Here is an 18,582-nt window from a genome sequence, read left to right as displayed (position 1 = left end):
GAGTATGGATTTTCCCGGCGCACGCGTTATGACATAGTGCAACCATGCGCGAAAACGTGACACATGATGGCGCAGACCCGAGACGAGGTCTCTACGCGCCGCTCGAACCCTACCGGATGCACCTGTTCGAGATGCCCGGCGGCCACACGATCTATGTCGAAGAATGCGGCAATCCGAAAGGGGCGCCGGTGGTGATTCTCCACGGCGGGCCCGGCGGCGGCTGCAGCCCCGGAATGCGCCGCTTCTTCGACCCGGACCATTACCGCGTGATCCTGTTCGACCAGCGCGGCTGCGGGCGCTCGCGCCCGCATGCCTCGATCCAGGAGAACACCACCTGGCATCTCGTGGGCGACATCGAGCGCATCCGCGAGCGGCTGGACATCGGCGCCTGGGCGGTGTTCGGCGGCTCCTGGGGCGCGACGCTCTCGCTGCTCTACGCCCAGAAGCACCCGGAGCGGGTGAAGGCGCTGATCCTGCGCGGCGTGTTCCTGATGACGCAGGAGGAGCTGGACTGGTTCTACGGCGGTGCCGCCGGGGCCTTCTGGCCGGAACGCTGGGCCACCTTCCGCGACATGATCCCCGAGGAGGAGCAGGGAGACCTGATCGCCGCCTACCACGCCCGCCTCTTCGGGCCCAGCCACGAGGAGCAGGTGCGGTTCGCCCGCGCCTGGGTGGCCTGGGAGAGCGGGCTTGCCGCGCTGGACCCGGGCCCGGTGGTGGGCCGTGGCGGAGCGGGCGAATATGCCCGCGCCTTCGCCCGGCTGGAGAACCATTACTTCGTGAACCACGGCTTTCTGGAGGAAGACCGCCAGATCCTGCGCGACATGCCGCTGATCGAACAGATCCCCGGCTACATCGTGCAGGGCCGCTACGACCTGATCTGCCCGCCGCGTGCCGCCTGGGCGCTGCACCAGGCCTGGCCGGGATCGGAGCTCTCGCTGGTGATGGCCGCGGGCCACGCGCTCTCCGAGCCGGGAATCACCACCGAGCTGGTCGGCATCATGGACCGCCTGCGGGATCGCTGAGCGCGGGCAGGCATCAGCCCGTGCAGCGGAAGCAGATCTCCCATACGTCCCCTTCGCCGCACTCTCTACAGGGCAGCGCCCGGCCCTGGGAGCGCGCGGGGGCGCTTGTGGTGAGCGCTTTATGCCATAGCCCCGGACGAAGGCTGTGCGGCGAGCGGCATCGCCAAAGCGCCCTCCCGGGGGGAGGGTCGGGCGCTGCCCGGGCTGGTCGCCCGGGCGAGGGGCATCGGCGGGTTGCGCGGACCCTCCGTTTCCCCCTTCCGAAGGCGCTGCCCGGGCCAGAGGCCCGGGCAATCAGGGGCGTTGACCGAGGCCCCTCAGGCCTTGCCGTAGCGGTAGGGCCGGCCGGCCTTCACCATGGCGGCGTTGTAATCCTTCAGGATCTGCACCACGCGGGCATTGCGCTCGCTCTCGCCGGCGATCTCGTCCCAGAACTCGTGGGCGGCGGTTTCCACCGTGTCCCATTCCTCGTCCGGAATGGAGGTGAGCTCCATCTTCGTGCCTTCCACGCGCAGCTTCGCCTCGCCGCCCCAGTACCAGTGCTGGCGGTAGTAGTGCGAGCTGTCCATGCACAGGCGGAACAGTTCCTTGAGGTGGTCGGGCAGCTCCTCCCAGCGCTCGGTGTTGGCGAAATAGCTGCCGCACCAGGCGCCGGAGATGTTGTTGGTGAGGAAATAGGGCGTCACGTCGGCCCAGCCCACGGTGTAATCCTCGGTGATGCCGGACCAGGCGATGCCGTCCAGCTCGCCGGTCTGGATGGCTACCTGCACGTCCTCCCAGGGCAGGGTCACCGGCACCACGCCGAAGCGCGACAGGAAGCGGCCCGCGGTGGGGAAAGTGAAGACACGCTTGCCCTCCAGGTCCTTCAGCGAGCGGATCGGCTCCTTGGTGTTGAAGTGGCACGGGTCCCAGGCGCCGGCGGAGAGCCAGGTCACCCCGTCGATCTCGCCGTAGGCCTCCTCCCAGATCTCGCGCAGGCCCCACTGGTTGAACAGCACCGGCACGTCGAGCGAATAACGCGTGGCGAAGGGAAAGTAGCCGCCGAAGACGGAGACATCCACCGGAGCGGCGATGGAATCGTCGTCCGACTGCACCGCGTCGATGGTGCCGCGCTGCATGGCGCGGAACAGCTCGCCCGTGGGCACAAGCTGGTCCGCGTAGTAGAGCTCGATCTCCATCTGCCCCTGGGCCACCTTGTTGAAACTGTCGATGGAGGGCTTGATCACGTGCTCGGCCAGCGCCGGGCCGGCATAGGTCTGCAGCCGCCACTTGATCGGGCTCTGCGCCTTCACGTAGGGCGCGGCGAGGGTGGTTCCGGTGGCGGCGGCGGCCGCCCCGAGCAGAAAGTCGCGTCTCTTGGTCATTGCCTTTATCTCCCTGTTTTGAAACGGCGCGCGGGAGGCTCAGCCCCGCGTCTGGACGTGCTGCGGCAGCCACAGCGCGATTTGCGGAAACAGCATCACCAGCGCCAGTGCCAGCAGCATGATGAGCGCGAAGGGCAGGATGGAGCGGTAGATGTCGCCCAGCGAGATCTCCGGCGGCGCCATCGCCCGCATCAGGAACAGGTTGTAGCCGAAGGGCGGCGTCATGTAGGCGATCTGGCAGGTGATGGTGTAGAGCACGCCGTACCACACCAGGTCGAAGCCCAGCGCGCCGACCAGCGGAATGAACAGCGGCGCCACGATCACCAGCATCGCGGTGTCGTCGAGGAAGGTGCCCATGATGATGTAGGTGACCTGCATCAGGATCAGCACTTCCCAGGGGCTGAGGCCCCACTCGTCCACGAACAGCGTCTCGATGGAGCGCACGGCGCCCACCCCGTCGAACACCTGGCCGAAGCACAGCGCGGCGAGGATGATCCACATGAACATGCAGGAGATGCCCAGCGTCTGGCGCAGGGTGTCCTCCATCACCTTGCGGGTGAGGCGGCCGCGGATCAGCGCCGCGCCGGTGGCGGAGAGGGCGCCGACGGCGGAGCTTTCCACCAGGCTCGTCACCCCCATCAGGAACAGGCCGGTCATCAGGAAGAAGATCGCCAGCGGCAGGATGCCGGCGCGCAGCAGGCCGAGCTTCTCGGACAGCGGCATGCGGCGCTCCGCGGCCGGCAGCACCGGCCCGAGCGACGGCTGCAGCCAGCAGCGCACCGCGATATAGGCCACGAAGAGCCCGGCCATGAGCAGCCCGGGCACGGCGCCCGCCAGCCACAGCTGCCCCACCGGCTGGCGCGCGATCATGCCGTAGAGCACCAGCACCACCGAGGGCGGCACCAGGATGCCGAGCGAGGAGCCGGCCTGCACCACCCCCGTCACCATCACCTTGTCATAGCCCCGGCGCAGCAGCTCGGGCAGCGCGATGGTCGCCCCGATGGCCATGCCGGCGACCGAGAGCCCGTTCATCGCCGAGACCACCACCATCAGCCCGATGGTGCCGATGGCAAGCCCGCCGCGCAGCCCGCCGAACCACACGTGGAAGGCGCGGTAGAGATCGCTCGCGATGCCGCTCTCCGACAGCATGTAGCCCATGAAGATGAACAGCGGCAGGGTGAGCAGCGGATACCATTTCATCAGCTTCATCGCGGCGGAGAAGGCGAGCTCGGAGCCCCCGTCGCCCCAGAGCAGCAGCGAGGCCACCACCGCCACGAAGCCGATGGCGCCGAACACGCGCTGCCCGGTCAGCAGCATCACCATGAGCGAGGCGAACATGGTGAGCGCGATCATCTCGTAGCTCATGCGATCTCCTCGCCGCGGATGCGGGCAATGTCGCGCAGGAAGACGGCGGTGGCCTGCAGCAGCATCAGGAAGATGCCGACGCACATCACCAGCTTGATCGGCGCCATGTAGGGCCGCCAGCTGGAGTAGCTGCGCTCGCCGTATTGCAGCGCGTAGGAGGTGCTGGAGACGGCGCCGTAGAACAGGAGGGCGAGGTAGACGATCAGGCACAGGCAGGTGATGCCGTCCGCCCAGGCCTTGGCGCGCGGGCTCCAGCGGCCGTAGAGCAGGTCCATGCGCACATGGTCGCCGAGCTGCATGGAGTAGGGGCCGCCGAGGATGTAGTAGCCCACCATCACGAACTGGGCCATCTCCAGCGTCCAGAGCGAGGGCTGGAAGAAGCCCTTCGACACCGAGGACCACAGCAGGATGCCCATCATCGCGAAGATCAGGTACATGGCCGCGCGGCCGATCACCCGGTTCACGCGCTCCACCCAGCGGATGTAGGCCAGAAGGACCGCCGGCATCAGGCCCCCGCCGGAATCGGGCGCACGACACGGGAGAGGGGCCTGGACCCAGACGCGGCGCAGGGCCGCCGGGCGTGGGAGGCGCGAAGGTGCGGGTGGTCGGTCACGTGGGAACTCCGCTCAGGAACTGAGCTTCATCATTCGGAAATTGACTGACCAGTCAATGCCCATGCCCGAAATAAGGGCGGGCCATTCCCCCGGTATGCACAGAACGAAACCAATAATGGCACCGGTGCCGAAATATAGCGCAACGCCCCACTGGCCGCCGCCAGGCGCACGGGTCGGGGAGAGCGCCACGCAGCGGCCCATGACCGGGGCATGCCCCGGTCGCGGAGCGGCAAGCCGCTCCGTCGCCGGATGCAGCGCATCCGGCGGGGCCGCGTCCCGCCCTGCCCCGCCGTCACGCGTGGTGACCGGCGGCGCGGGCGCTACTTGGTGAGGATCAGCTTGCCCTGGCGGGTGATGCGCAGCAGGTAGCTCTTGCCGTCGAGCAGGATCACCGCCTCCGAGCCGCCGGCGGTGAGGTCCCGCACCTCGTGGCGCGGAGCGGTGTCGAACACCCGCAGCGGGTCCTCGGACACCTCCGGGGCGGCGGGGAGGTCGGCCGGGCGCGGGTCGTCGGTCATCGCGGCGCCTCCAGGCGGTCGAGCAGATGTTCGATCGACATCTCCACCGGAACCAGCCAGGTCAGGCTGTCACGCAGCAGGTCGACCCCCTCCCCGCGCCACGGCCGGTGCGGCGCCTCGGGGCGGTCGGCCGGCCCGGATGCGCGGCGACGTCCCCGCGCCGCCGCCGTTTCGAGATAGATGATCATCGGATCTCCCCGCACGCTGCCATTCGCCGGGCCGGTGCATCGCCCCGACCCCGGCGATTAACCTGACAAAAACACTCTTGTTAGTCAATTCACCGCGCAGGGCCATGTTGACAATTTTAATCGGAATACGCTAGCTGAAGCTGTCGAGCCACCCGCCCCCGCCAGGGCCGTGCGGAGAGCCAGCGCCCCGTGCCTGCCCGGTCGCTGCGCTGGCTTCGCGCTGCCCGGGCCCACCTCCGAGGATGGACCCTTATGCTCGATTCGCCCGATCCCGCCGCCCTGTTCGACCGTTACACGGCCCTCGTCGCGGACGGCGGGACGCGCCGCGCGCGCGACGCCGCCGCCGCTCTCGGCGTTCCCGAAGCGCTGCTCGTCGACGCCAAGCGCGCCGGCGGGCAGGCGCGCCGGCTGCGCCCGCACCCCGAGCGCGGCTTCGCCCCGGTGATCGAGGCGCTGCCCGGCGTCGGCGACATCATGTCGCTCACCCGCAACGAGGCCTGCGTGCACGAACGCCACGGCCGGTTCGAGGCGCTGAACGTCGAGGGCGGGGCCGCCTTCGTGCTCGGCGCCGAGATCGACCTGCGCCTGTTCCTGAACCGCTGGGCCTCGGGCTTCGCGGTGGAGGAGGAGGTCGCCTCCGGCAACCGCCTCTCGCTGCAGTTCTTCGACGCGAGCGGCACCGCGATCCAGAAGATCTACGCCACCGACGCCACGGACCGCATCGCCTTCGACGCGCTGATCGAGACCTGGGAGCTGCCCGCCGAAGCCGCCGCCAGTGCGCCGCTGACCGTGACGCCCGCCGCACCCTCCCGGCCGGACCGCCCGGACAGCGCCATCGATGTCGCCGCCCTGCGCGCCGACTGGGCGGCGATGACCGACACGCATGAATTCTTCGGCCTGCTGCGCCGGCACGACGTCGGCCGCCAGCAGGCGCTGCGCCTCGCGGGGCCGGAGCACGCGCTGCCCCTCGGCCCCGGCGCCGAAACCCGGCTGCTGGAAACCTGCGCCGCCGCGGGCCTGCCCATCATGATCTTCGTCGGCAACGCCGGCACGATCCAGATCCACACCGGCCCGGTGGAAACCATCCGCCCCCACGGCCCCTGGATCAACGTGCTCGACCCGCGCTTCAACCTGCACCTGCGCACCGATGCGGTCGCCGCAGCCTGGCTGGTGCGAAAACCCACCGCCGACGGCATCGTGACCTCGGTGGAGCTGTTCGACGACACCGGCTTCTGCTTCTGCATGGTCTTCGGGGCGCGCAAGCCCGGCCAGCCGGAGCGGGAGGACTGGCGGGCCATCGCGGCCGGCCTCGGCGCGCCGGTGCCGGCATGATCCGCGCCCGGACCGGAGGAGGGCTGCCGGCCCGGGCGCGGGCGTTTCCGGCCCTGGCCCTCGCCGGGCTGGCGCTGCTCGCCCCCCTCGCCGCGGCCGCACAGGAGCGGGTGGTGATCGCGGGCGGAGACCTCACCGAGATCGCCTTCGCCCTGGGCGCCGGCGACCGGGTGATCGCGGTGGACACCACCTCGAACTTTCCGCCCGAGGCGGCCGCCCTGCCCCGGGTGGGCTACCTGCGCGCCCTGCCCGCGGAGGGCATCCTCGCCCAGGCGCCGGACCTGATGCTGGCCGGCGCCGAGGCCGGCCCGCCGGCGGTGCTCGAGCAGTTGCGCGCCGCCGGGCTGGCGATCGGGACCGGGCCGTCCGGCACCGCCGCCGACATCGTGCCGCGCAAGATGCAGTTCGTCGCCGACGCGCTCGGCCTGTCGGAGCGCGCGGCGCCGCTCATCGCGGAGTACCAGGCCCGGATGACCCGGCTCGCCGGCCTCGCCGACGGGCTGGCCACGCACCCCCGCGTGCTCTTCATCCTGGCGCTGCAGGAGGGCGCCCCGCTGGTGGCCGGTGCCGGCACGGAGGCGGAGGAGATGATCCGCCTCGCCAGCGGCGTGAACGCGGTGGAGGGCATCGAAGGCTACCGGCCGATGACAATGGAGGCCATCATCGCCGCACGCCCGGACGCGGTGCTGATGATGAGCGATTTCCTCGGGCGCTACGGCGGCGCGCAGGCCATCCTCGCGCGGCCCGACATCGCCCAGACCCCTGCCGGGCAAGCCGGGCGGCTGATCGCCATGGACGGGATGCTGCTGGTCGGCTTCGGGCCGCGCACACCGGAGGCGGTGCGCGCGCTGATGCGCGCGTTGCATCCCGAGGATGCGGACCGCCTTGGCCTCTGAAACCGCGGACCTGCCGGTGAGCTCCGGCCCCGGCCGGGCGCTGCTGGTACCGTTGCTGGTGCTGGCGACCGTCGTGCTGGCCCTCGCCGGGCTGGGGCTGGGGCCCGTGGCGATTTCGCCCGCCGAGATGCTCGCGGTGCTCACCGGCCACGGCAGCCCCGCGCATGAGGCCATCCTGCTGCAGATCCGCGCGCCGCGCGTGGTGCTGGCGCTGGCCGCGGGCACCAGCCTGGCGCTGTCGGGCGCCACGCTGCAGGGCGTGCTGCGCAACCCGCTGGCCGACCCGGGCCTGATCGGCGTCACCGCCGGCGCGGCGCTCGGCGCGGTGAGCGTGATCGTGCTCATGGGCGGGGCGCGCGGCATCCCCGCCGGTCTCGCCCCCTACCTGCTGCCGCTGGGCGCCTTCGCCGGGGCCGGAGCGGTGACGGCCTTCGTGTTTCTCGCCGCCCGGAACCGGGCCGGCACCTCGGTGGCCACGCTCATCCTTGCCGGGGTGGCGGTGAATGCCATCGCCTTCGCCGGCATCGGCGGGTTGATCTACGTGAGCGACGACGTCGCCCTGCGCACCCTGTCGCTGTGGCAGATGGGCTCGCTCGGCGGCGCCGGCTGGCCGGTGGCGCTGGTGGCGCTCGGCGTGAGCGCGCTGGCCGCCACGCGCTTCCTGCCGCTGGCCGGCGCGCTGGACCTGTTCCAGCTTGGCGAGCGCGCCGCCTTCCACGCCGGGCTGGACGTGGAGCGCGCCAAGTTCCGCGCCGGGCTCTGGACCGCGCTCGCCACCGGCGCGGCCACCGCGGCGGCCGGGCCGATCGGCTTCATCGGCCTGGTCGCGCCACATCTCGCCCGGCTGATGTGCGGGCCGGGGCACCGGGCGGTGCTGCCGGTCTCCGCGCTCACGGGAACCGCGCTCCTCATGCTGGCCGACCTCGCAACCCGCCTCGCCATCCCGCCGGCGGAGCCGCCCATCGGGCTGGCGACCAGCCTCATCGGCGGGCCGTTCTTCCTGTGGCTGCTGCTGCGGCGGCGGGGAGGGCTGCATGGCTGATCCCGCCGCCCTCACGCTGGAGGGCGCCGGCCTCGTCCTGTCCGGACGGCGGGTGCTGCAGGACATCACCCTCGCCGTGCACCCGGGCGAGCTGCTGGCGCTCTGCGGCCCGAACGGCGCGGGGAAGTCCAGCCTGCTCTCGCTCCTGGCGGGCGACCGGAGGCCCGACACCGGCGCGGCGCGGCTTTCCGGCGCGCCCGTCACCTCCCTCTCCCCGGCGCGGCTGGCCCGGGCCCGGGCGGTGCTCGAACAGGCCCCGGCCAGCGCCCTGCCCTTCACCGTCGAGGCCCTGGCCGGGCTGGGCATTCCGCGCGAGATCGCCCCGGCGGAGGCCCGGCGGCTGGTCTCCGGCGTGCTCGCGGACACGCGGCTGGAGGCACGGGCGCGGGTCCCGCTCTCCCGCCTGTCGGGGGGGCAGCAGTTGCGCGCCCACCTCGCCCGGACACTGGCGCAGCTGCGCGCCGGGCGGCTGCTCGGCGGCGGCCACTGGCTGCTGCTGGACGAGCCCACCGCCAGCCTCGACATCGCCCAGCAGATCGTCACCATGCGGCTGGCGGCGGCCGAGGCCCGGGCCGGCGCAGGCGTGGTCGCGGTGCTGCATGACCTCAACCTCGCCGCCGCCTTCGCGGACCGGATCGGGCTGATGGAGGCCGGGCGGCTGGTGGCGCTCGGGCCGCCGCGCACGGTCTGCACCCCCTCGCGCCTCGGGCAGCTCTACGCTACAGAGGTCCGCGTCGAAACCGGGCCGGACGGCACGCTGCGCATCCTGCCGAGCTACGGCGCGCCCCCGACACCCGTTCCGGGCCAAGCGCCCCGATGACCGCAGGCCGGCCCGCGCGCCGGCACACCACACAGGAGACACGCCATGTTCCTCGCCATGAACCGCTTCCGGGTGCTGCCCGAGGCCACCGAGACCTTCGAGGAGGTCTGGCGCAGCCGCGAGAGCCACCTCCACGAAGTGCCCGGCTTCGTCTCGTTCCACCTGCTCAAGGGCCCGGCGGCAGAGGACCACACGCTCTACGCCTCGCACACCATCTGGGCGGACCGCGCCGCCTTCGAGGCCTGGACGAAGTCCGAGCAGTTCCGCCGCGCCCATGCCGGGGCCGGGCAGAACAAGCCGATGACGCTGGGGCACCCGCAGGTCGAACTGTTCGAATCGATCCTCGAGGCCTGACACCGGCGCCGCGCAGGGCGGGCGGCGCAGGCGCCCTGCGCTTGCCCGACCCGTGCATACGCATTAGTGTAGGTGCATGGATCCTGATTGCACATGTTTCCGGGTGCGCCGCCTCGCGCGGCAGATCTCGCAGATCTATGACGCCGCGCTGCGCGAGGCGGGTCTGAAGGGCACCCAGATGACCCTGCTCGACACCATCCGCACGCGCGGCCCGCTGTGCATCGCCGAACTGGCCGACGCGGTGGGGGCCGAGCGCAGCTCCATCACCCGGGCCCTGTCGCCGCTGGCGGCCGAAGGCTGGATCTCCATCGGCCAGGGCTGCGACGGCCGCACCAAGGCAGTGCGAATCACCGACGCGGGCCAGGCCCGCATCGCCCTTGCCGAGCCGCTCTGGGCCGGGGCGCAGGCCGAGGTCTCGCGCCTGCTCGGGCAATCGGGCAAGACCGAACTGGACCGGATGCTGGACCAGGCCTCCCGCCTGCTGCACCAGGCCGAGGACGAAACCGCCCCGCCCTGAGCCTGCCGCCCGGTCCGGCCTCCGGCGCCCATCCTCCCCCGCGCATGCGGTCCCGCGGCGCCCCCTCTCCCCGTGCCTCTCCAAGGGTTCCCCGACATGGCCACCACCGCCCCCGCCGCAGGGCCTCGCCGCGGCTCGCAGGAGGCGCGGCGCCGCCTGCTGGACCGCCCGCTCGCCACGCTGTTCCGGCTCTGCATTCCGGGGATGGGGGCGACGCTGATCCAGTCGGTTCTGGTGATGGTGGAGGGCGCGTTCCTCGGCCACGCGGGCCCGGTGCCCTTCGCCGCGGCAAGCCTCGTCTTTCCCTGCTACATGCTGTCGCTGATGCTGGCGGGCGGCGCCATCGGCGGGGCGATTTCCGGGGCCATCGCCCGGGCGCTCGGCGCGGGGGATCTGCGCCGCGCCAACGTGGTGCTGCGCCTCGCGCTGCTCATCGCCGCCTCGGCCGGGCTGATCAAGACGGTGCTCATCCTGGGGCTCGGCCGCATGCTGTTCTCCCTCATGGGGGGCGAGGGGCCGGTGCTGGACGCGGCGGTCACCTATTCGCAGGTGCTGTTTTCCGGCATCGTGCTGCTCTGGCTCTACAACATGATGGGGGCGGCGCTGCGCGGCTCGGGCGACATGGTCCGGCCGCTGATGGGCTCCTTCACCGTGGTGAGCACCCATTTCCTGTGCATCCAGGCGCTGCGCTTCGCCCCGGAAAGCTGGGCCGTGCCCGGAGCCGCCGGGGCGCTGGTGCTGGCCTATGCGGCGGGCTGCAGCTTCCTGGCGGTGGTGCTGTCACGCCCGGGGCGGGAGCTGCGGCTGTCCGCCTACGGCTGGGGCGGGCTCAGCGGCGCGGGCCGGCTGCTGCGCGCGGGCATGCTGGCGGGCGGGCAGTCCACCATCACCATCCTCTACGCCATCGTGGTCACCGCCGCCTTCGGGCGGTTCGGGCCGGAATGGCTGGCGGGCTACGGCATCGGCGCGCGCCTCGAACTCACCGTGATCCCGATCATCTTCGGGGTCGGCGGCTCGCTCATGGTGGTGTCGGGCACGCTGCTGGGCGCCGGAAAGGCAGGGCTGGCGGTGCGCACCGCCTGGACGGGCGCGCTCCTCACCTCGGTGGCGATGGGGGTGCTGGGCAGCGTGCTGGCGCTCTGGCCGCAGCTGTGGTGGAGCCTGTTCACCACGGATCCGGACGTGGCGGCCGCGGCCTCCGCCTACCTCGGCCGGGTGAGCCCGCTCTATTTCTTCTTCGGTCTCGGGCTGTGCCTCTACTGCGCCAGCCAGGGGCTGGAAACGCTGGCGATGCCGGTGCTCGGCGCGGTGCTGCGCTTCGTGATCGTGGCCGGCGGCATTGCCCTGCTCGGGGGAGCGGGAGGGCTCACGCCCGACCGGCTGCTCCTGCTCGTGGCCGTGGCGATGACCCTCTACGGGGTGTTCGTCGCCGTCGGGCTGCACTTCGGGGCGTGGCGGAAACTGGCCCGGGGCTGACCCCCGCGCAACGCGGGGCCATCGCCCGCCGTCCTCCGGAGCAGCGCCCCGGCGCGAACCGGCCCCGCCGCACGGGGTCCCGACCCTGTCCCGACGCAGGACCAGACCGGTGCTGCCCCGGTCGAGGCGCGGCCGCTGGCCCACCGGCCGCCACGCCGAGAAGCGGCCCCGGGCGCCCCTGCCCCGGCAGCCGCGCCCCTGACGGGACCGGCGGCAGGCCGTGTTCCAGCGCGATCGTGGCGTCTCCCGGGGCATGGCCCCGCCCGGACCTCCGGCCAATGGCTGGGGACATCAGCCCCCGAGCGCCCGACCAACGCGGAGAGGCGGAGAGGCGGAGAGGCGGAGAGGCGGAGAGGCGGAGAGGCGGAGAGGCGGAGAGGCGGAGAGGCGGAGAGGCGGAGAGGCGGAGAGGCGGAGAGGCGGAGAGGCGGAGAGGCGGGCGTGCTTGCGCACCGGACCTGCCGCAAGGGTCCATCCGCAGGCAATGAATGCCGCCGGGCCCGGTCGCGGCGCCAGCCGGTGCCCCAGGTTTCAGCCGAGTTCCAGCGTGGCGATGCCAAAACAGCGGGAGATGTCGGCCTTCGGCGCCGGGCCGCGATACATCCGCGCGGTCTGGAACACCGGTTTCAGGCCCAGGCCGGTCACCAGTTTCACGCCTTCATGGTTCGGCGAGGGCACGTCGATGGACACAGGCACACGGCCGATCCAGGGCGCGAGGCCGGAGATGAGCTGGAGCGCCACGTCGCCGTCATAGGCCAGCAGCGGGCCGATCTTCACCCCGGTGTCGCAGAAGCGCGCGGTTGCGAGCCCGTGCAGCACGCCGCCGTCGACCACTGCCACCGAGCGGCGGGTGACGCTGTCGGTCAGCATCCGGCCGATGTAGGTAGTGCGCTGCACCCCGGCGACCTTGCGGTCGAAGCTGAGCGCCGGCGCGAGGTTCCTGTGCCCCACCGGCTCGACGTTGGCGCGGCCCATGTAGCTGGGAAGCAGGCCGGTGTAGCGGTGGCTCTGATGCGCTTCCTCGAAGCCGGAGAGACGGTAGTTGTCCTGCTGCTCCGGCACGCCGTCGAGCCCGACGACCCGGCCCTCCAGCCGCTCCATGCCCGCCTTCCAGATCTCCAGCCCGAGGCCGCGGCGGCGCCATTTCGGCGGCACGATGTAGAGCCCGAGAAAGCCGTAGGACGTGCCCTGGCGCACCACGGAAATGGCGGCGACCGGCTCTCCCCTAATGTGGCCGACGAGAAAGCCCTCCGGGTCCGCGTCATGGAACATCGCGGCATCGTCCAGCCCCGGGTTCCAGCCCTCGTCCCGGGCCCAGCCCAGGATCAGCGGCATTTCGTCCTGCCGCACCGGACGGATGTCCATCATCCCTGCAACGCCTTGGCGAGGCTGGAGACGGGGCGGATGCCGTCCGACAGGTCGAGCCCGGACAGGAGATCCACGAGGTGGCTCTGCATCAGTTCCTCCGCGGCGGCGCCGTCTCCCCGGCCGATGGCCGACAGCAGTTCATGGTGGGCATGGCTCTCGCACACGGTGTCGCGCCGGCGCCAGTAGAGCGCGATCACCAGCGAGGAGCGCGAGACGAGGGCGCGCACGAAGCTGGCGATGGTTTCCTGCGCGGCGATCTCGGCGATGCGGGTGTGGAACTGGCCGGAGAGGAGGACGGCGCTGCCGGTGTCCCCCGCGGCGAGCGCGCCGTGCTCCTCCCTCAGGTGGCGGCGCAGGTCCTCGATGTCGGCGGGGGTGGCGCGCTGCGCGGCGAGCCGGGCGGCGCGCGGTTCCAGCAGCGAGCGGGCCTCGAACACCTCCCGCGCTTCCTGCGGGGCCGGGCGGGCGACGAAGGCGCCGCGATTGCGCTCGATGGTGACGAGCCCGTCATGCGCGAGCGAGAGCAGCGCCGTGCGCACCACCGTGCGCCCCACGCCGTAATGCGCTGCCGCCGCTTCCTCGGTGAGCCGGGTGCCGGGGGGCAGCCGGTGGTCGAGAATGGCGCGCATCAGATCCCGCTTCACGGTCTCGACGGGCGGCGCTGTCTCAAGGCTGTCCTTGGCCAAGTCGGTCCATCCATTGCAAACGGCCGGACTGGCAGGCGGCCGACCCTGCATGCGCACGAATGTAATCCCGCCAGCCGCCGGCACAAGCGGGAATTGTGTGCAATCTTCCATCATATTGTTGGCAATCTGCTCAATCTTCGCGCAGCCCGGAATCGGCCTGCGGCCAGCCACCTGAGATTTCACATTCCGTTCAATGTGTTAAAAGATTGTAAACAATTGGCACGGGCTTTGCATGGCCCCGGGGAGACGGTTCCGGAACGGCAGCGGAGAAACCCATGCGCCAGGCATCTGATCTCGAACTGGTCGCGCTGACCAAGCGCTACGGGGAGACCGTGGCGGTCGACGCGATATCGCTGCTGGTGCCGGCGGGCACCTATTGCTGCCTGCTGGGGCCCTCGGGCTGCGGCAAGTCCTCCACGCTGCGGATGATCGCCGGCCACGAGAGCGTGAGCGACGGCGACATCCTGCTGGGCAGCCAGCGCATCGGCGCCCTGCCCCCGGCAAGGCGCGGCACCGCGATGATGTTCCAGAGCTACGCGCTCTTCCCGCACCTGAGCGTGATCGACAACGTGTCCTTCAGCCTCAAGATGAAGGGCGTGGACAAGCCCACCCGCCACCGCCGCGCCGGCGAGCTGCTGGAGCTGGTGGACATCTCGGCCTATGCGGACCGGCTGCCGGCGCAGCTCTCCGGCGGGCAGCAGCAGCGCGTGGCGCTGGCCCGCGCGCTGATCACCGAGCCGCAGATCCTGCTGCTCGACGAGCCGCTCTCCGCGCTCGACCCGTTCCTGCGCATCCGCATGCGCTCCGAGCTCAAGCGCCTGCAGCGCGAGCTCGGCATCAGCTTCGTGCACGTGACCCACGGCCAGGACGAGGCGCTGGCGCTGGCGGACATGATCGTGGTGATGAACCGCGCGAAGATCGAGCAGGCCGGCACGCCGCGCGAGATCTTCAACGCGCCCGTCACCGAGTTCGTCGCCCGCTTCATGGGCGGGCACAACGTGCTCACCGACGGCGGCCGCCGTCACGCCATCCGCACCGACCGCCTCGCGGTGAGCCGCGGCGGCGCCGGGCTGGCCGCCATCGTGAGCGGCATCGAATTCCAGGGTCACAGCGTGAGCGTGGCGCTGCGCACCGCCGGCGCGGACGATCTCACCGCGATGGTGCCGGAGGCGGAGTTCTACGCCGCCCCGCTGGGGCCGGGAGACCCGGTGACCCTTTCATGGAACCCCGCGGACCTGCATCCGCTGGCCAGCTGAACAAAGAACCTCCAACAGGGAAGAGGACAAGACCCATGACCATGACAAAGACCGGAGTGAGCCGGCGCAGCCTCCTCAAGGGTGCCGCCGCGACGGCCACCTTCGCGGCCGGCTCCACGATCGGCGCGCCGATGATCTGGGCCCAGAACATCAAGGACGTGACCCTGCGCCAGTTCGGCACCGGCGTGTCGAACCTCAACGAGGTGGCGCAGAAGGTGAAGGAGGACCTCGGCTTCACCCTGGAGATGACCGCGCTCGATTCCGATTCCGTCACCCAGCGCGCCGCCACCCAGCCCAACAGCTTCGACATTGCCGACATCGAGTACTGGATCTGCAAGAAGGTCTGGCCGTCGGGCAACCTGCAGCCGATGGATGTCTCCAAGATCAAGAACTACGACAAGATCGTGGGCATCTTCAAATCCGGCAAGCTCACCCCGGGGAGCGTGATCGCGCAGGGCACCGCGCCGCACACCGTGGGCTTCGTGGACGGGCCGGACGGCACGACCTTCGCCGATCACGAGACCGGCTGGATGACCCTGATCCCCACCATCTACAACGCCGACACGCTGGGCATCCGCCCCGACCTGATCGGCCGCCCGATCTCCAGCTGGACCGAGCTGCTGAACCCCGAGTTCAAGGGCAAGGCCTCGATCCTCGACATCTCCTCCATCGGCATCATGGACGCGGCGATGGTCTGCGAGGCGATGGGCGAGATCTCCTACGGCGACAAGGGCAACATGACCCGCGAGGAGATCGACAAGACCATGGCGATCTTCACCGAGGCGAAGAAGGCCGGCCAGTTCCGCGCCTTCTGGAAGAGCTTCGACGAGAGCGTGAACCTGATGGCCTCCGGCGAGGTGGTGATCCAGTCCATGTGGTCGCCCGCCATCACCGCAGTGAAGACCAAGGGCATTCCCTGCGTCTACCAGCCGCTGAAGGAGGGCTACCGCTCCTGGGGCGGCGGGATCGGCCTGTCGAAGAACCTCTCGGGCCTCGAGCTGGAGGCAGCCTACGAGTACATCAACTGGTATCTCTCCGGTTGGGTCGGCGGCTTCCTGATGCGCCAGGGCTACTACTCCGCCGTGCCCGAGACCTCGAAGGAATTCATGACCGCCGACGAGTGGGGCTACTGGTTCGAGGGCAAGCCCGCGCAGGAGGACATCGTGAACCCGCAGGGCCAGGTGATGGAGAAGGCCGGCGCCACCCGTGACGGCGGCTCCTTCGAGGAGCGCATGGGCCACGTGGCCTGCTGGAACTCGGTGATGGACGAGAACCAGTACATGGTTCGCAAGTGGAACGAGTTCATCGCCGCCTGACGGCCAGGCGGAGGCCTGCCGCCCCGGCGCGCAGGCCTCCGCAACCACCCCCGCCGCCGGACGTCCTCGCAGGCATCCGGCCAGCGGGGCACGAGGCACGAGGCACGAGGCACGAGGCACGAGGCACGAGGCACGAGGCACGAGGCACGAGGCACGAGGCACGAGGCACGAGGCACGAGGCACGAGGCACGGAAGATCCCGCGATTGCCCCCGGTCCGCAAGCCGGTCATCACCGGGAGCCCTCCCGTGCTCCGGCCACCTGTCGGTGTCCTGCACTTTGGGCCCGGCCGGGTGCTGCGCACCCGGTGCGCCCGCTCCGGCCGCCGCGCAGAGCCGCGAGGGCAGCGCCCGGCCGGAGCCCGCGCCGGAGGGGCCCGAAGGGACCCGACGCCGTCGCGGAGGCGGGGGGCGCAGCCCCTCTCCGACGCGGTCGGCACCCCCGGCGGCCGCCCTCCCGCGCCACCCGGGAGACGACAGACACCACCCGGCGGCTCCACCGGCCGCCGGCCCGCCCGACACCTCCCCGCGCCACGGCGCGGGCCCTCAAGAGCAAGGGAAGCGCCGAGGATGAGCGACATCGAGATCACCGCGCCCGCAACGGCCCCCGCCCGGGCCACCGGGCTCTACCGCGTCCCCGAGGCGGTCACCGCCTGGGCGCTCGCCTCGCCGCTGGTGCTGGTGCTGGGCTTCTTCCTGGTGCTGCCGGTGATCACCATCGTGGTGGTGAGCTTCTGGGGTTCCACCGAGTGGTCCTTCTACCCCGCCTTCCTGTGGGACAATTACCAGTTCCTGCTCACCTCGCCGGTGACGCTCTCGGTCTATCTCAACACGCTGATGTACACGGTGCTCACCTGGGTGTTCACCTTGGCGATCGGCTTCACGGTGGCCTATTTCCTCGCCTTCCACGTGCGCACCCAGACCTGGCAGATCGCGCTCTTCCTGCTCTGCACCATCCCGTTCTGGACCTCGAACATCATCCGGATGATCTCCTGGATCCCGTTCCTGGGCCGCAACGGCATCGCGAACTCGGTGCTGCTCGATCTCGGGATCGTCTCGGAGCCGGTGGAATGGCTGCTGTTCTCCGACTTCGCCGTGGTGCTCGCCTTCGTGCATCTCTACACGCTCTTCATGGTGGTGCCGATCTTCAACACCATGATGCGCATCGACAAATCCCTGATCGAGGCGGCGCGGGACGCGGGCGCCACCGGCGGCCAGATCCTGTGGAACGTGATCATACCGCTCACCAAGCCCGGCATCATGATCGGCTCGATCTTCGTGGTCACGCTGGTGATGGGCGACTTCATCACCGTGCGCTTCATGTCCGGCGGCCAGTCCGCCTCGGTGGGGCGGATGATCTCCAACGAGATCGCGCTGCTGCAATACCCCGCCGCCGCCGCCGACGCGGTGATCCTGCTGCTCACCGTCCTCATCATGATCTCGGCGATGCTGCGCTTCGTCGACATCCGCAAGGAGCTCTGAGATGGAACCGCGCCCGCGCTCCTTCTACGTCCTCGGCGCGATCTTCGCGCTGTTCGTGCTGTTCCTCTACGGGCCGACGATCACCATCGCCATCCTGAGCTTCCAGGGGCCGCAGGGTGGGCTCACCTTCCCGATGAACGGCGTCTCGCTGCACTGGTTCGCGGACCTGTTCGAGCAGCAGGCGGTGGGCGACATCTGGGGCAGCTTCGGGCGCAGCCTGGTGCTGGGGCTCATGGTGATGGTGGTGACCGTGGTGGTCTCCGTGATGGGCGGGCTCGCCTTTCGCAAGAAGTTCCGCGGCTCGGGCGTCCTGTTCCTGCTCATCGTCACCTCGCTGATCATTCCCTCCATCCTGGTGTCGCTGGGGGTGGGGCTGATCTTCAACATCGCCGGGCTGAACGTGCACTGGTCCACCTCCGGCTTCGGCGCCCAGCTCACCTGGACCCTGCCCTTCGGCCTGCTGATCATGTTCGCGGTGTTCAACCGGTTCGACGCCTCCTTCGAGGAGGCCGCGCGCGACCAGGGCGCCACGCCCTGGCAGACCATCCGCCACGTGGTGCTGCCGATCATCGCGCCCTCGCTGATCGGCGTGGCGCTGTTCGGCTTCACGCTGTCCTACGACGAATTCGCCCGCACCCTGCTCACCGCCGGCAGCTACAACACCCTGCCGCTGGAGATCTTCGGCATGACGACCAATGTCACTTCGCCGGTGCTCTACGCGCTCGGCACGCTCACCACGCTGTTCTCGCTCGCCATCATCGGCGTGTTCCTGGGCGGCGCCTTCATCGCGCAGCGGCGCCGGGCCCGGCGGGCCTCGGACGCCGGCAAGGGCATGGTCTGAGGTGATGGCGACCCTCTCCGGATACGTCCCTCGGGGGCATCGAGCCCCCTCGTGCCGTCGCGGCGCCAGCGCTGGCGCGGGGTGTCGGCGGCAGGGCGCGCCGCGGCGCGGGCCGGTCGCGCGCC

19 protein-coding genes are annotated in these 18,582 nt (G+C 70.8%); 12 read left to right on the top strand and 7 right to left on the bottom strand.

Annotated features, from left to right (window positions below; all coding sequences use genetic code 11):
* Positions 1-44 precede the first annotated feature (44 nt).
* Positions 45-1,025 (top strand): prolyl aminopeptidase, encoded by a 981-nt coding sequence (gene pip / locus FDP22_RS09005; RefSeq protein ID WP_138572047.1) that lies wholly within the window; start codon positions 45-47, stop codon positions 1,023-1,025.
* 317 nt (positions 1,026-1,342) lie between these two features.
* Here pip and FDP22_RS09000 read toward each other — a convergent pair whose 3' ends face one another.
* From FDP22_RS09000 to FDP22_RS08980, 5 genes are all read right to left on the bottom strand, one after another.
* Entirely contained in the window at positions 1,343-2,389 is a 1,047-nt protein-coding gene (locus tag FDP22_RS09000; protein WP_138572048.1) for a TRAP transporter substrate-binding protein, read from the bottom strand.
* 39 nt (positions 2,390-2,428) lie between these two features.
* Positions 2,429-3,754, bottom strand: coding sequence for a TRAP transporter large permease (locus FDP22_RS08995; RefSeq protein ID WP_138572049.1), 1,326 nt, complete (start codon positions 3,752-3,754; stop codon positions 2,429-2,431).
* Positions 3,751-4,260, bottom strand: coding sequence for a TRAP transporter small permease subunit (locus tag FDP22_RS08990; RefSeq protein ID WP_138572050.1), 510 nt, complete (start codon positions 4,258-4,260; stop codon positions 3,751-3,753). Before FDP22_RS08990 ends, FDP22_RS08995 begins: the two co-directional genes overlap by 4 nt.
* Positions 4,261-4,688: 428 nt before the next feature.
* Entirely contained in the window at positions 4,689-4,886 is a 198-nt protein-coding gene (gene hemP, locus FDP22_RS08985) for a hemin uptake protein HemP (RefSeq protein WP_138572051.1), read from the bottom strand.
* Positions 4,883-5,074, bottom strand: a complete 192-nt coding sequence (locus FDP22_RS08980; protein ID WP_138572052.1) for a hypothetical protein — start codon at positions 5,072-5,074, stop codon at positions 4,883-4,885. Before FDP22_RS08980 ends, hemP begins: the two co-directional genes overlap by 4 nt.
* A gap of 252 nt (positions 5,075-5,326) precedes the next feature.
* Here FDP22_RS08980 and FDP22_RS08975 point away from each other — a divergent pair, with 252 nt between their 5' ends.
* From FDP22_RS08975 to FDP22_RS08945, 7 genes are all read left to right on the top strand, one after another.
* Positions 5,327-6,406, top strand: coding sequence for a hemin-degrading factor (locus tag FDP22_RS08975; protein ID WP_138572053.1), 1,080 nt, complete (start codon positions 5,327-5,329; stop codon positions 6,404-6,406).
* Positions 6,403-7,302, top strand: coding sequence for a heme/hemin ABC transporter substrate-binding protein (locus tag FDP22_RS08970; RefSeq protein ID WP_138572054.1), 900 nt, complete (start codon positions 6,403-6,405; stop codon positions 7,300-7,302). Before FDP22_RS08975 ends, FDP22_RS08970 begins: the two co-directional genes overlap by 4 nt.
* On the top strand, positions 7,292-8,344 hold the full coding sequence (locus tag FDP22_RS08965; protein ID WP_205910865.1) for a FecCD family ABC transporter permease: 1,053 nt from the start codon (positions 7,292-7,294) through the stop codon (positions 8,342-8,344). Before FDP22_RS08970 ends, FDP22_RS08965 begins: the two co-directional genes overlap by 11 nt.
* On the top strand, positions 8,337-9,164 hold the full coding sequence (locus tag FDP22_RS08960; protein WP_138572056.1) for an ATP-binding cassette domain-containing protein: 828 nt from the start codon (positions 8,337-8,339) through the stop codon (positions 9,162-9,164). The genes FDP22_RS08965 and FDP22_RS08960 overlap by 8 nt, the downstream gene beginning before the upstream one ends.
* Positions 9,165-9,209: 45 nt before the next feature.
* Positions 9,210-9,518: a heme-degrading protein HmuQ gene (gene hmuQ, locus FDP22_RS08955; RefSeq protein WP_138572057.1), complete on the top strand. Its 309-nt coding sequence runs from the start codon at positions 9,210-9,212 to the stop codon at positions 9,516-9,518.
* 76 nt (positions 9,519-9,594) lie between these two features.
* Positions 9,595-10,035 (top strand): MarR family winged helix-turn-helix transcriptional regulator, encoded by a 441-nt coding sequence (locus tag FDP22_RS08950; protein WP_138572058.1) that lies wholly within the window; start codon positions 9,595-9,597, stop codon positions 10,033-10,035.
* 96 nt (positions 10,036-10,131) lie between these two features.
* Complete coding sequence (locus FDP22_RS08945) at positions 10,132-11,511, top strand: MATE family efflux transporter (protein WP_138572059.1); 1,380 nt, start codon at positions 10,132-10,134, stop codon at positions 11,509-11,511.
* Positions 11,512-12,042: 531 nt separating this feature from the next.
* Here the strand turns inward: FDP22_RS08945 and FDP22_RS08940 are convergent.
* Both FDP22_RS08940 and FDP22_RS08935 read right to left on the bottom strand, forming a co-directional pair.
* The gene (locus FDP22_RS08940; protein ID WP_138572060.1) at positions 12,043-12,879 is read right to left on the bottom strand and encodes a GNAT family N-acetyltransferase; all 837 of its coding nucleotides are present in this window, start codon (positions 12,877-12,879) and stop codon (positions 12,043-12,045) included.
* The gene (locus tag FDP22_RS08935) at positions 12,876-13,508 is read right to left on the bottom strand and encodes a GntR family transcriptional regulator (protein ID WP_239031933.1); all 633 of its coding nucleotides are present in this window, start codon (positions 13,506-13,508) and stop codon (positions 12,876-12,878) included. The genes FDP22_RS08940 and FDP22_RS08935 overlap by 4 nt, the downstream gene beginning before the upstream one ends.
* Before the next feature lie 332 nt (positions 13,509-13,840).
* Here FDP22_RS08935 and FDP22_RS08930 point away from each other — a divergent pair, with 332 nt between their 5' ends.
* The 4 genes from FDP22_RS08930 to FDP22_RS08910 all read left to right on the top strand — a co-directional run bounded on the left by FDP22_RS08930 (position 13,841) and on the right by FDP22_RS08910 (position 18,457).
* Complete coding sequence (locus tag FDP22_RS08930; RefSeq protein ID WP_138572061.1) at positions 13,841-14,821, top strand: ABC transporter ATP-binding protein; 981 nt, start codon at positions 13,841-13,843, stop codon at positions 14,819-14,821.
* Positions 14,822-14,862: 41 nt separating this feature from the next.
* On the top strand, positions 14,863-16,137 hold the full coding sequence (locus FDP22_RS08925) for an ABC transporter substrate-binding protein (RefSeq protein WP_430225860.1): 1,275 nt from the start codon (positions 14,863-14,865) through the stop codon (positions 16,135-16,137).
* Between the two features lie 567 nt (positions 16,138-16,704).
* On the top strand, positions 16,705-17,616 hold the full coding sequence (locus tag FDP22_RS08915) for an ABC transporter permease (protein WP_138572063.1): 912 nt from the start codon (positions 16,705-16,707) through the stop codon (positions 17,614-17,616).
* Between the two features lies 1 nt (position 17,617).
* On the top strand, positions 17,618-18,457 hold the full coding sequence (locus FDP22_RS08910; RefSeq protein ID WP_138572064.1) for an ABC transporter permease: 840 nt from the start codon (positions 17,618-17,620) through the stop codon (positions 18,455-18,457).
* Positions 18,458-18,582 lie beyond the last annotated feature (125 nt).

It is taken from the genome of Paroceanicella profunda (assembly GCF_005887635.2).
Lineage (GTDB): Bacteria > Pseudomonadota > Alphaproteobacteria > Rhodobacterales > Rhodobacteraceae > Paroceanicella > Paroceanicella profunda.
Note: the sequence above shows the minus strand (reverse complement) of the source record. Positions and strands in the feature narration are given on the sequence as shown.